Annotated in this window: 13 protein-coding genes; 8 read left to right on the top strand and 5 right to left on the bottom strand. The window is 46.3% G+C overall.

The genetic code is table 11. The features are described 5' to 3' along the window. The first annotated feature begins 114 nt into the window (after positions 1-114). Positions 115-1,389: a serine--tRNA ligase gene (serS, locus tag H8S84_RS09705; protein ID WP_187067116.1), complete on the top strand. Its 1,275-nt coding sequence runs from the start codon at positions 115-117 to the stop codon at positions 1,387-1,389. Positions 1,390-1,579: 190 nt separating this feature from the next. Here the strand turns inward: serS and H8S84_RS09700 are convergent, their stop codons facing one another. Genes H8S84_RS09700 through polX form a run of 3 tightly spaced genes read right to left on the bottom strand, consistent with a single transcriptional unit; the run spans position 1,580 to position 4,661 of the window. Further along, positions 1,580-1,978, bottom strand: a complete 399-nt coding sequence (locus H8S84_RS09700) for a hypothetical protein (protein ID WP_187067115.1) — start codon at positions 1,976-1,978, stop codon at positions 1,580-1,582. A gap of 2 nt (positions 1,979-1,980) precedes the next feature. Beyond that, complete coding sequence (locus tag H8S84_RS09695; RefSeq protein WP_187067114.1) at positions 1,981-2,955, bottom strand: glycosyltransferase family 9 protein; 975 nt, start codon at positions 2,953-2,955, stop codon at positions 1,981-1,983. 2 nt (positions 2,956-2,957) lie between these two features. Beyond that, positions 2,958-4,661: a DNA polymerase/3'-5' exonuclease PolX gene (gene polX, locus H8S84_RS09690; protein WP_187067113.1), complete on the bottom strand. Its 1,704-nt coding sequence runs from the start codon at positions 4,659-4,661 to the stop codon at positions 2,958-2,960. Positions 4,662-4,788: 127 nt separating this feature from the next. Between polX and H8S84_RS09685 the strand changes: the two genes are divergently transcribed. The 7 genes from H8S84_RS09685 (at position 4,789) to H8S84_RS09655 (ending at position 10,196) form a co-directional block, all read left to right on the top strand. Continuing rightward, positions 4,789-5,181: a hypothetical protein gene (locus H8S84_RS09685; RefSeq protein ID WP_187067112.1), complete on the top strand. Its 393-nt coding sequence runs from the start codon at positions 4,789-4,791 to the stop codon at positions 5,179-5,181. 103 nt (positions 5,182-5,284) lie between these two features. Beyond that, positions 5,285-5,701 (top strand): hypothetical protein, encoded by a 417-nt coding sequence (locus H8S84_RS09680; RefSeq protein ID WP_187067111.1) that lies wholly within the window; start codon positions 5,285-5,287, stop codon positions 5,699-5,701. A 59-nt stretch (positions 5,702-5,760) separates the two neighbouring features. Beyond that, positions 5,761-6,165: an EVE domain-containing protein gene (locus tag H8S84_RS09675; RefSeq protein ID WP_187067110.1), complete on the top strand. Its 405-nt coding sequence runs from the start codon at positions 5,761-5,763 to the stop codon at positions 6,163-6,165. 121 nt (positions 6,166-6,286) lie between these two features. Continuing rightward, positions 6,287-7,768 (top strand): hypothetical protein, encoded by a 1,482-nt coding sequence (locus tag H8S84_RS09670; protein WP_187067109.1) that lies wholly within the window; start codon positions 6,287-6,289, stop codon positions 7,766-7,768. Positions 7,769-8,119: 351 nt separating this feature from the next. Continuing rightward, positions 8,120-8,668, top strand: coding sequence for a bifunctional pyr operon transcriptional regulator/uracil phosphoribosyltransferase PyrR (pyrR, locus tag H8S84_RS09665; RefSeq protein ID WP_187067375.1), 549 nt, complete (start codon positions 8,120-8,122; stop codon positions 8,666-8,668). 11 nt (positions 8,669-8,679) lie between these two features. Further along, complete coding sequence (locus tag H8S84_RS09660) at positions 8,680-9,603, top strand: aspartate carbamoyltransferase catalytic subunit (protein WP_187067108.1); 924 nt, start codon at positions 8,680-8,682, stop codon at positions 9,601-9,603. Positions 9,604-9,659: 56 nt separating this feature from the next. Next, complete coding sequence (locus H8S84_RS09655; protein WP_187067107.1) at positions 9,660-10,196, top strand: RBBP9/YdeN family alpha/beta hydrolase; 537 nt, start codon at positions 9,660-9,662, stop codon at positions 10,194-10,196. Positions 10,197-10,277: 81 nt separating this feature from the next. On the opposite strand, the gene H8S84_RS09650 is transcribed toward H8S84_RS09655, so the two are convergent. Beyond that, positions 10,278-11,750, bottom strand: a complete 1,473-nt coding sequence (locus H8S84_RS09650) for an OmpA family protein (RefSeq protein WP_187067106.1) — start codon at positions 11,748-11,750, stop codon at positions 10,278-10,280. A 399-nt stretch (positions 11,751-12,149) separates the two neighbouring features. Beyond that, positions 12,150-13,442 carry an aminopeptidase P N-terminal domain-containing protein gene (locus tag H8S84_RS09645; protein WP_187067105.1) on the bottom strand — a complete coding sequence of 431 codons (1,293 nt, stop codon included), beginning with the start codon at positions 13,440-13,442 and terminating at the stop codon, positions 12,150-12,152. Between the last annotated feature and the right edge of the window lie 86 nt (positions 13,443-13,528).

Here is a 13,528-nt window from a genome sequence, read left to right as displayed (position 1 = left end):
ACAAATATTACGGAGTTTTTTAAGAAAAAAGTTTCATAATTAACCTAAAAGATTTCGTAAATGCCTCAAACTACTCAAAAAAGTATATTTTTGTAGGTATACACAACACCAACTATGCTACAGCTAACAGTTTTAAGAGAGCAAACCGAACAGGTGATTGCCGGTTTGAGCAAGAAAAACTACAAAAACGCGGCCGAGGAGGTTGCCGCTTTACTGGAGCTTGATCAGCGCCGACGCCAGGTGCAGAACGAGCATGATGAACTTCAGAGCAGAGCCAACTCGCTATCTAAGGAAATTGGGGTGCTGATGAAGAACGGGGAGCGCGACAAAGCAGAAGCGTACAAAACAGAGACTTCCGAATTAAAACAAAAAACTAAAGCCCTGTCTGAGGAGCAATCTGCTCTTGAGGAGGAAATTCAGCAGGCACTTTATAAGCTACCTAACCTTCCGCACGAAAGTGTTCCTGTTGGTAGAACAGCAGAAGACAACGAAGTAGTTCTACAACACGGCGAAATTCCTCAATTGCATGAGGGAGCGCAGCCGCACTGGGAGCTAATTCAGAAGTATGATATCATCGACTTTGAGCTGGGCAACAAAATAACAGGCGCTGGTTTTCCTGTATACAAAAAGCAGGGAGCTCGTTTACAGCGTGCCTTGATCAACTTCTTTCTGGACGAAGCCATGAAAGCAGGTTATGTAGAAATACAGCCTCCTATTCTGGTAAACGAGGCATCTGGTTACGGCACTGGCCAATTGCCAGACAAAGACGGCCAGATGTATCATGCCACAGAAGATAATTATTACCTGATCCCGACGGCTGAAGTGCCTATCACGAACATTTACCGCGATGTGATTGTGCCTACGGAGCAGCTGCCGATTAAGAATACCGGTCACACGCCTTGTTTCCGTCGTGAGGCAGGTTCGTGGGGTGCCGATGTGCGTGGCCTGAACCGCTTGCACCAGTTTGACAAAGTAGAGATCGTGCAGATAACTACTCCTGAGAAGTCTTACGAGGCGCTGGAGGAAATGAGTACATACATACAGGGCCTGTTACAGAAACTGGAGTTGCCTTACCGCGTGCTGCGCCTTTGCGGCGGCGACATGAGCTTTACCTCTGCCCTTACCTACGACATGGAAGTATACTCTACTGCCCAGGGCCGCTGGTTAGAAGTAAGCTCAGCCTCTAACTTTGAAACCTATCAGGCCAACCGTCTGAAACTACGCTATAAAACAGAGTCTGGCAAAACGCAGTTGCTGCACACACTAAATGGTAGTGCGCTTGCCCTGCCACGTATTGTAGCCGCTATCCTGGAGAATAACCAGACGCCAGATGGCATTAACATGCCAAAGGTGCTGCACCCATACTTAGGGTTTGAGAAGATCTCTTAAGCTTTGAAGATGTAATAATTGGGAGATGATGCTCCGTCAAAACAGAACAGCCGCTGATTATACTTCAGTGGCTGTTCTGCTTTATGGTTGTCAAGATGTTAAGTATAACTTAAGGAAGTCTGAAGACTTTCCACATTACATGTCACAAGTCACGCTGCGCTTAAGACTTGCGCCACATGATGTCGGCTACTTAGCCATACTGCTCCTGGTATTGTTGGTAGTAAATTTTCAGTTTATACTTCTTTAGCACTTCTCTGGCTTCATTTATACTTTGCTCGGTAAGCGTGTAAGCATTTAGTTGATCAAGTATAGCCTCACTTGTAACTTCAGAGTCAGCTATGCTTTCAAAAGCTTCCAGGAAGGCAGGTGTTAATGCCAGTTTATTTTTCTGGATCTGCACAAGACTTGCCGCAACCAGCTTTTCCAACGCCTCCTCTACTTCTTTTAAAGTATAAACAGTACCATCCACTGCATCGGCCATCAACAGCACTTCCTGCAATGGCGCACCACCCTCGCCACCGGTTGCTAAAAGTATAGCCTCTAGAAATTGCGCATCAATGGCTTGCCAGGTAAGATTATGCTTTGCCATAGTTACACCTCTAAGTTCTCAAATGAAATATCACGCATACATTTAAAATGCCCCTTCGGGCACTTCTTATAGCCAATTTTAGAGCAAGGGCGGCAGCTGAGGCCCTGCACTTCCAGCACTTTATACTTTGTACGATAAGGGTACATCCCAAACTCTGGAATGGTGTTACCCCAAATGCTGATAACATCCTTCTGAAAGGCAGCGGCAATGTGCATGAGGCCGGTGTCGTGGCTTACCACTTGGGTAGCCTGTCGCACCAAAGAGGCCGAGCCGTTCAAGTTATACTTGCCACAGGCGTTATACACTTTTAAAGCTTCATCGAAGTTAGTTGCCCGCAGGATTTCGGCTACTGTGTCTCCAGTGTCAAAGTCCTCTTTGCCTCCCAAAAGTATAATTGGCTTTTGCAGTTGCTCACACAGTTCAATAATTCTATCTACAGGCAATCGTTTGGTATAGTGTTGTGCTCCGATGGCAAAAGCAATATAGCCATCCTGAAAGCCCTCCGGTAAGGTTTGTACATCCACTTCATCCTGGGCAGGTATAAAGTAGTCAAGTCCTTTGCCATCGTCTTTTACGCCTAGAGGCGCTGCTGCTTCTAAATAACGCTGTACAATATGCACATCAGGCAAACGGTTTATCTTGAAATTCACCATCAGCCATTTCTCGTAATTCAGTTTGTTAAAGCTGCGGCTCGGTTTGCCTAATCTTGCCTTAATTACCCGCGTGCGCAGGTTGTTGTGCAGGTCTACTACATAGTCAAAGTTCTCCGCCTTTAGCTCCTGCACCAAATCTCCGAGTTTCTCGCCCAGCACATGCACTTTGTCTACATACGGGTTATTGGCAAGTATACCCTGGAATGCTTTTTTGGTACAGTAATGCACCTCCGCCTCAGGCACCTGCTCTTTTATGCAGCGCACCACAGGCGTAGTCAATACAATATCCCCTATAGAGGAGAAACGAAGTATAAGAATCTTCACTGCTACTTTATCTTCTCCTTTCTGGCTGCGAAATACTTCTCCACCTCCTCTACTGGCTTCGCATTAAAGGTCATCTCCTTCGTAAGGCCGCCTTTTCTGCCAACCAGCACGCCATACTTCATATCGTCGTAGCCGCTGGTGTGGTGGGCATCCGGGTTTATACTTAGCATTACGCCCTTCTCCAGTGCATACTGCACGTGGCGCCAGTCCAGGTCGAGGCGCCAGGGGTTCGAGTTTATCTCGATGATAACATTATTCGCCGCGCAGGCATCTATCACCATTTTATGATTGATCGGATAGCCTTCCCGGCGAAGCAGCAGGCGGCCAGTCGGGTGACCCAGCATAGTAGTGTAGGGGTTCTCAATGGCGGTGATCAGGCGTGCTGTAGCCTTTTTCTCGTCCATGTTCAGGCTGCTGTGGATACTGGCAACTATAAAGTCAAAAGTCTGCAGAATATCCTTATCATAGTCCAGTGAGCCATCGCCCAGGATATCAGATTCAATACCTTTGAAGATCTTGAACGGAGGAAGCTTTTTGTTCAGCTCGTCGATCTCTTTTTGCTGGCGCAGCACATCGCCTTCGCGCAAACCACCGGCATACGATGCCGTTTTGCTGTGGTCGGAAATACCCAAATATTGGTAGCCCATGTCGCGGCAAAAAGTAGCCATCTGCTCCAGCGTATGCGCACCATCCGAGTACGTGCTGTGGTTGTGCAGAATGCCTTTCAGATCAGATAGCTCCAGCAGCTTTGGAAGCTTATTCTCCAGGGCAAGTTGCAACTCATTTGTACCTTCGCGCAGCTCTGGCTCCACGTAGGCCATACCCGCCGATTTGTAGATATCAGCCTCCGAAGTATAGCCTTGCTCACGCACTACAGTTAGCAGGTTTGTGCTGCTGGTAAACGGCTGCGATAAGTGTTCTGTGCTCGACGAGCATAGCAGCAGTTCGTTGGCAAAGCGCTCTTCCGGCACCAGCTTTATTTCTACATCCAGTCCATTTAAAGTATAGGTACCACGCCATGCAAAAGGGCCAGATGCTCTCGCGTCCTTCTCCAACTCAGCAACTGTATCCAATGCCTGGTGCGCTGTAACCGGTGTATTAGTAGCAAGTATAAACTGCAGGCGGGTAACGATCTCCAGGCGGCGGCGGATCTCACCGGCTATACTTACCTGCGCCTCTGGCAGGGCACTTTTTATACTTTGCAGCAACTCATTGGCACCTGCTTCTGCTTCGGCATAGAGCAGTTTGCCCCTGTTTTGCTGCGTAAAGAGCAGCGCCTGTTTTATGTTTTCCTGGGTTTTGGCGCCAAAGCCTTTTAGCTTGCTCACTTTGTCCTGCTCACAGGCGTCCAGCAGCTCTTCCACTGTTTCTGTGCCAAGCTCCTTCCAGAGGTTGCGCACTTTTTTGGGGCCAATACCTTTAATGCGCAGCATCTCCACCACTCCCGGCGGCGTGGCAGCCAGCATCTGGTCTAGCTCTTCGAACGAACCGGTGGCGTTTATTTCTGTAATTTTAGCTGCAATGCCCTTGCCCACTCCCTGTATACTTTCCAACTGGCTCTGGCTCATCCCCTCCAGCGGATCTTCTACCAGCTCGAGGGTAGCTACTGCGTTAACGTAAGAACGCACTTTAAATGGGTTCTCATCGTGCAGCTCCATCAACTCGGCTGCAAGCTTAAATAATCTTATGATCTTCTTATTTTCCAAGGCTCTGTCGCGTATACTTACAAAGATAGAAAAACCACCCGAACACGCTACGGCTGCATTTATATTCGTTTGCTTCTATATAAAAGCAGAAATGATTATCTTGGCAATGGAAAACTGCTGAAATAATATGAAATACGCATCGCTGTTATGCCTGCTGTGCCTGCTTTTTCTGGCAAACACGTGTAAAAAGAACACCATAGAAACCGAACTGATAGGTAAAGTATGGCTACATTCTTTTGAGGAGGACGAAGGCGACATTACAGTATACCGCCCAAACACGTACGATTTCCCGCCGTCGCGCGGAAGAACAGGTTTTGCACTGGAAGAGGGCGGAGTATTAAAACAGTATGACATCGCCCCTACCGATGGCCTAGAAGAACACTTAGGCAAGTGGAAACAGGAAGATAAAGACAAAATACACGTGCAGTTTGATGGCAATGGACAACCTGTACAAAAATACACTATAGAGATCGTATCGCTTAAAGATGATGTACTAAAGATCAGGAAGTCGACCAACTAAGTTTATACTTTGTAAAGCCGCACCTTCTCTTTAACTCCAGCATCTAAAAGCTGCTACACAAATGATTAGCCTGTAACCATACTTCAGATAAAATGACAGCTTAATGCTTAACTACGAGAAGCTTTCTAAATCGGCCCGTACCAGAACAGCCATACTGCTGCTTCTGTTGTACATGGTGCTTGCAATGGCCGATTTACTCATCAGCTTCTTCGGGGGTATTGTGCTTGGGGTGCTGTTTATGCAGTTTGAGGTAGAGGTTAAAAAATTCTCGAAACATTACTTTACTAAAGAATCTTTAAAGTCTGGGTTATTGAGCCGTTACGCTACTTTATCTGATGACCAAAAGACATTCTTTAAGGCCGCACTACAGGTACTTGTTTTAGTTCTTATGCTAACAGGCATACTTCATCTTTTTTGGGGAGGCATAATAAGCGGTATGCTGTTAGCAACAATCGCAAACGACCTGGTACGGAAACGCCGTAAGCGCAATAAAGCAAACGCAGCCAGGCAAAAGCATTAGTCACTTACTGGCACATTGATCTAGTTTTTAACTTTAATTTACATACACTTTTACAACAAATGCACTACTGGCTTGTAAAATCAGAACCAGAAACTTACGCGTGGGCCGACCTCGTAAAAGACGGCAGAACAATGTGGGATGGCGTACGCAACTACCAGGCACGCAACAACATGCAGCAAATGCAACCCGGCGATATGGTATTGTTTTACCATAGCGTATCAGAGAAAGCAATTGTGGGTATTGCCAAAGTAGATAAAGCCGCTTACCCAGATCCTACCGCCAAGGAAGGCAATTGGGTAGTAGTAGACCTTGTCCCGTTCCGCGATTTTAAAGACCCGGTAACACTGGAGCAAATTAAAAAGGACAATCGGTTGGAGAACATTGCCCTGCTCCGTCAGTCGCGCCTATCGGTGATGCCGCTAAAGCCTGAAGAGTTTGACGTACTGCTGGCGCTGGGAAACTAATTGCGCACAGCTGTAGGGGCATAAAATACAGGCAAATTACAACGAATGGCGCCTAAAACAAGTACATAGTGTCAGGCGCCATTTATACTTTCCCGGTACTGCATAGCACAAATACCCTACTATGGCTAAAGTACAAAGTCTTTTATTTCTTTTCCTGCTATTTTGCACGGAAGTAGTTTTTGCACAGGAGCCTACACAGCCTGTGCGACTGGAGCTCCCTTTTAACAGAACCGAGACCAGCGTAGAAGTAATTGCCCTACCCGATAGCAGCTTGCTAGTATATCACAAAACCGGTAACATCTGGAGCACCAAAGCAGACTTCTATTTTACAAAGTATAACCACAAGCTGGAAAAGGTTTGGAGTAAAACTGTTGACATCCCACCCCGCTACGAGTATATCCGCCATTACACCGAAGCCCCTTATACTTACGCTGTTTTTACCGGGGACAACCCGGAGGAGTATGTATTCACAAAAACGAACCTCTTAAACGGAAGCACAGAAGTTAAGAAGTATGAGCTAAAAGATGTAGACGCAATCCATGAATTTAATGTGCTACAGGGCAATTATTTTTTGATTGGCCGCAATCGGTTAAGCTTTAAGCCGCTACTGCTGTACCTTGACCCAACCGAAGATAAGCCTCGCCAGTTGCCAGCTGTCTATGGTGAAGAGTCCACCTTCTCAGATATGCTGGCCGACCACGAAAATAAGCAGCTTGATGTGGTGCTAAGCGAGTCTAATGGCCGGGTATCGCGACTGCAGGTAAAAAGCTTTGATGCCAAAGGTGAGCTTATACGCAATAGGTTTATACTACAACAAGAAGATAAAAGCCTGCTTAATGCAGAGATAACACCCGGCGATAGTGCTCAAAAAATGCTACTAGGTACTTACGGCACCCGCGATCTGCGTTACATTGCCGGTTTTTTTACCAAACCTGTAACAGCTGCCTACGGTAGCGGCAATTTTTACAGTGTGCTACAGCTAAAGAATTTCTTAAAGTACATGAAGCCCCGGCGAGAAGAGCGTACACGCGCCCGTGAAAAAGAGCGGCAGCTAGCCGGTAAAGAGCCTCTGTACCGCTTCCGTATACTACTGCATGATCTTATTACAACACCAACCGGCTATGTGTTGGCCGGCGAAATATACTACCCGCAGTACCGCAACAATTATACGCAACTACCCCTGGAGCGCAGGCAAAGCTTCGGACAACAAACGGAGGGCTATAAGCGCACACATATTGTTGCGATGTTTTTTGATAAAGACGGAAACCTGATCTGGGACAATACTTTCCCGATAAAGGATGTGGTAACCATGGACTTGGTACATGCCGTTGAGGTAGCAAGAGCTCAGGATGGCCGTATTATAATGGCTTATCCCGATGAAGGTGATGTCATCTACCATACTATGCAAGAAGACAGGTTTGATGATAAAGAGTATAAATTAGAAATTAAGACTTACTCAGAGGATGAAAAAGTACAACTTACCGAAGATCCCAGAATCATCAAGTGGTATAACAATAACTTTGTAGCCTCTGGCTTCCAGCGAATCAAAGCATCCGGCGATGAACCCCGCACAATATTCTACCTGAATAAGATAAGTTTCTGATTGTGTTTTGGCTGTAAGATTTTAGTTGTTAGGAAATGTAGAGACGTAATATCTTGCGTCTTGTTTACAATTCAACAGCGCAACTTAAAGTATAAATCTTAGTTCTAAACAATCCAAAGCCTCCTCTTGATGATACATTACAAGGGTGCTACGTTTATGATTTGCGCCAAGGAAGAACCAGGGAAGATTTAGAAAGCACCTTCTCCAGCGGCTGCAGCTGCATCTGTAATAGCAAATCGCAACATCTCAGCAGCCAGTCAGGAACCAGCCTTCAACAATTTAACAATTAAGCAAGTTAACAACCCAACAATTAATCTAAACTCTCTATATTTGCAAGCAAGACTTCCGGCCATGCAGAAAAGACTCATCGTAAACCACCAATTGCTCGAGATAATGGTGATGCGCCTTTGTCACCAGCTTATCGAAAACCACGGCGACTTTTCTGACTCAGTTATACTTGGCCTGCAACCACGCGGCATTTTTGTAGCCCAGCGCATTCAGCAAACACTGGCATCTATACTTGGCAAACAGATACCTACCGGATACCTCGACACCACGTTTCACCGCGACGATTTTCGCCGCCGCGACTCCCCCCTCACAGCAAACGCTACCAAAATAGATTTCCTGATTGAGGGTAAAAAAGTGATACTGGTAGATGATGTGCTATACACGGGCCGCTCTGTAAGGGCTGCCATGGATGCCATGATCGCTTATGGCCGCCCTGCCAACGTGGAACTGCTCGTGCTGATAGACAGGCTGTACACGCGCCATCTGCCCATACAACCCACCTATGTGGGCCGCCACGTAAACTCCCTGCGAAGCCAGCGGGTACTGGTAGAGTGGCAGGGGCAGGAAACACCGGAAGACAATATCTGGCTGATTACTAAAACCGACGAATAGATTTCTCACCCATGCAAGAGCTTAGCGTTAGGCACCTTTTAGGCATCAAAGACATTACTCCGCAGGATATTCAACTTATCTTCGAGACTGCCGACAATTTTAAAGACGTGCTTAACAGGCCAATCAAAAAAGTGCCTTCGCTTCGCGACATTACCATTGCCAACGTTTTTTTCGAGAACTCCACCCGCACACGGCTCTCTTTTGAGCTGGCAGAGAAAAGGCTGTCTGCCGATGTAATCAACTTCAGCAGCAGCAGTAGCTCCGTAAAGAAGGGTGAAACCCTACTGGACACAGTAAACAATATCCTGGCTATGAAGGTGGATATGATTGTGATGCGCCACTCCAGCCCCGGAGCTCCTCACTTTCTTAGCCGCCACATTAACGCCAATATTGTAAACGCCGGCGACGGCACCCACGAGCACCCTACACAAGCTTTACTAGATACTTTTTCTATTAGAGAAAGACTAGGTGATGTAGCCGGTAAAAAAGTGGTGATCATTGGAGACATCCTGCACTCGAGGGTAGCCCTTTCAAATATATTTGCCTTACAAAAGCTTGGTGCCGAAGTGATGGTTTGCGGACCGATAACGCTCCTGCCAAAGCACATTAAAGAGCTAGGCGTAAAGGTAGAGCTTGATGTGCGCAAGGCCCTTGCCTGGTGCGACGTGGCGAACGTACTGCGCATACAACTGGAACGACAGCAGATGAAGTATTTCCCATCGCTGCGCGAGTATACTTTATACTATGGCATCGACAAAAAGCTGCTGGATAGCCTGGATAAGGAAATCGTATTAATGCACCCTGGCCCCATAAACCGTGGCGTAGAATTAAGTTCCGATGCCGCAGACTCACATCATTCCATCATACTTAACCAGGTAGAGAACGGTGTAGCCATACGCATGGCTGTTTTATACTTGCTGGCATCAAAGCAATAAGTATAACCAACCTGGTCTAAATCGGTCGGGCCAATCTAAAGTATAAACCACAACTTATGAGAAATGCACAGGTAATACATGTACCTGGTTTAGGGAATTCAGGTCCGGAACACTGGCAAAGCATATGGCAAAACAACGACCCCACCAGCATCCGTGTACAACAAACCAACTGGGATAATCCTGTTTGCAAAGACTGGGTAGAAGAATTACAGCGTGTAATTTCTAGTGTGCAAGACAAAGAAATTATATTTGTGGCCCACAGTTTGGGATGCCTTACAGTAGCGCATTGGGCACAAAAGTATAAAGCTCCCATTAAAGGCGCGTTCTTGGTAGCCCCGCCAGAAGTAGAAATAAACGTTACCCTAAAGGAAGTACTCGACTTTGCTCCTTTCCCGAAGTATAAACTGCCTTTCAGATCTATGTTGGTGGCCAGTTCTGATGATGATTATTTAACCATAGAAAGGGCTAAATACCTGGCAGATTTGTGGGGAAGTGAATTTGTAAACGTGGGCACACTAGGCCACATCAACTCCTACTCCAATATTGGTGCATGGGAGCAAGGACAATTGCTTTTAGACAGATTAAAGGAATAACCTAAAGCTACCGAAGTATAAAACAAAAAAACGCCGCAGGCTTACCTGCGGCGTTTTTACTTTCACAAACTTAACAATTCATTATTCCATATTAAGCTGCATGTCTGGGGTATTCAATTCAAATCCTACCCTTCGGTTTTTAGCTCTGGCAGCCTCTGTTCTTCTTCTTGACAGGCGCTCATTCACTTTTACAAGTGGCTGAGATTCACCGTAACCTCTTGTTACCAGTCTGTCAGGGTTTTGAACGCCTTGCTGTACCAGGTAATCTTTTACAGCCTGTGCTCTACGCTCAGACAGCGCCTGGTTGTATTCTTCACTACCAATGTAGTCAGCGTGGCCTTTGATCAGCAGCACGTGGTCTGGGTATTTACCAAGTACCATTACAATGCTATCCAGTAACTGCTTGTAACCTTCCTGTACTCTTGCTCTGTCGAACTCGAAGCGAACTTTTTCTTCAAGTATTTTCAGCGTAGCAGGGTCAAGCTCTGGACAACCGTTGGCTGTACCTGGGCCAGGAGTGTTAGGGCAAGCATCTTCATTATCTGGAATACCGTCGCCGTCTTTATCAGTTGGGCAACCATCCGGACCTGTCTGCACACCGGCTGGCGTATCAGGGCATTTGTCGTTTTTGTCTGCAACACCGTCACCGTCAGAGTCAGGGCAACCGTTTGTGGCAGCTGTACCGGCCTCGTCTGGGCACTCATCGTTCTTGTCAGCAACACCGTCACCATCTCTGTCAGGGCAACCGTTCAAGTTAGCAACACCAGCCTCTGTAGGGCACTCATCCTGGTAGTCAGCAACACCATCACCGTCTGTGTCAACAGGGCAACCATCTTTGTCTACCTGCACGCCAGTTGGAGTATCCGGGCACTTGTCTCTTCTGTCAGGCACACCGTCCATGTCAGTGTCTTTTGCCTTGCCAAGGTTAAAACCAAGACCAACGTTATGCTGCAGGAAACGATCATTTTCGCCTACATCGTAGCCATCAATCTTATCCTGACCAATGATCAGGTAGTTGGTTTCTACAAAGGCGCTAACAGCGTCAGAGAAGCGGAATCGGATACCGGCACCACCTCTTGCAGCTGCAGTAAAGAACTTGTCGTCCATCTGCATGCTGCCGTCAGCTCTCATAGCATCTGTTTTAGCCCAGGCACCACCGCCACCAATTTGCAGGTATGGCCCGATAAAGGCATCTTCTTTCAAGATGTTGCCATACATTTTAAGGCGCAGGTTCAACAAAACAGTACCCATTTGGGCATCAAAGTTAGCTCCTGTTAAAGCTCCTGTACCCTTATCCTCTGCACTACCGTAGGTCAAGCCTAAACCTAAGTCAAAGGATGGACTGATGTAGCGGTTAAGGTTAATACCTCCGCCCCAATCAATTTTACTGTACTCTTTGTCGTTCTGTAAGTCGCCTCTGTACTGTAAGGCGCTACCGTATATCTGAAGATTTGTCTTCTGGTCAGCGCTTTGTGCAAACAATGCTGTATTACCTGACAGCATCAAAGCGAGCACAAAAGCAATTGTACACAGTTTAGTAATTCTTGTTCGCATGGTTCTATATAGTATATTTTGATATGTTCATACGTGCATGTTTTTATTCAAGTTTACAGATGTTAAAAAAATAACACACCAGAGAGTCGAGGAGGAGGTTTACGGAAAGGGTTTGAGTTTAGTGTATACGTTTTATCCATAAGCGTTGCTTTTAGTGGTTGTTATAGGAAAGGCTTGAAAATCAGCTTTCCTGCAAGCTCAAAATTGTACTGCGTTTTTAAGGCAGCACTACACCTCTGGTTAAAAATGTATCCAAATATTTAAACTGATTAGGTAGTACAAGGTTGTAACTTGAGACAAAAAATGATGTAAAGGGCCCAATTTTAAAGTAAGGATAACAAAAAAGGTTGCCGGCATTTAACCGGCAACCTCAGTAAATTGGTGCTTTTACACACTATTTTATCTATTCTGCATTAACTCCTCTATACTTTCAGGCTCCAGTGGTATGTCTGCCATTAAATCTACAGGGCCTTTACCTGTAACAAGTATGTCGTTTTCAAGCCTGATGCCTATCCCCTCTTCTCTTATATAGATGCCGGGCTCGCAAGTAAACACCATTCCTTCTTCAAAAGCTCTGTGTTTGTCACCTACGTCGTGCACATCTAACCCAAGGTGGTGTGAAGTACCGTGCATGAAATACTTTTTGTAAAGCGGATTTTTCGGATCCTGGTTGTTTACGTCTCCTTGGTTTAGCAGCCCCAGCTGTATCAGTTCGTTCTCCATTACGGTGCCCACAAACTGGTGATACTGCCCCAGTGTATTTCCCGGCACCAGCATTTGGGTGGCAGCTTTCATTACGCGCAATACAGCATTGTACACATCGCGCTGACGTTGCGTAAACCTACCATTTACAGGAACAGTGCGTGTAAGGTCGGAGGCGTAGTTGGCATATTCTGCACCAAAGTCCATCAGCACCAGGTCTCCATCTTTGCACTCGCGGTCGTTATCTACATAATGCAGAATACACGCGTTTGCACCAGATGCAATAATAGGTTGGTAAGCTGGCCCTCTGGATCGGTTCCGGATAAACTCGTGGTAAAGCTCTGCCTCAATCTCATACTCCATCACACCTGGCTTAATAAACCCAAGTACCCGCATAAAGCCTTTCTTCGTGATCTGGCAAGCCTGCTTTATTAAGGCAACCTCTGTTTCAGACTTTACTGCCCGGAGCAAGTGCATGATAGGCGCCACCCGCTCATACTTGTGCAGGGGGTAATGCTCCTTTATCCACTTCAGGAAGCGGGCATCGCGTGTCTCAACCTCCACTACTGCTCTTGGGTGCTCGTTCGAGTTTAAGTATACATGCTCTGCCTCAGAGATTATCGTGTGCAGCACAGAGTTGAATTCATGCGTCCAGAGTATGGTTTTGATGCCGGATACTTCCTGTGCCTGCTGTTTAGTTAGTTTATAGCCTTCCCATGTAAGGATATGATCATTTGTTTCGCGCACAAAAAGCACCTCCCGCATGCGTGGCTCACGTGCATCCGGGAAAAGCAGCAGTATACTTTCCTCCTGGTCTATGCCTGATAAATAGAACAGATCACTGTTCTGCCTGAACGGCATGGTGCCGTCGGCATTGGTGGGCATGACATCGTTGGAGTGGAAGATGGCAATTGAGGAATGCTTTAAGTGCTTAACAAGGTTATGGCGGTTGTATACAAACAGATCTTGCCCAATAGGTGCGTATCTCATAGTTAGCAGAAAGGTATCGTGTGTTTATCAAACTAAGATATGAAATTATTACACACGTTGTTCCCGCCTTGCTTATACTATACTAT

Source organism: Pontibacter cellulosilyticus (assembly GCF_014306105.1).
Taxonomy (GTDB): Bacteria; Bacteroidota; Bacteroidia; order Cytophagales; family Hymenobacteraceae; genus Pontibacter; species Pontibacter cellulosilyticus.
This window is presented reverse-complemented; position numbering and strand designations above follow the sequence as displayed.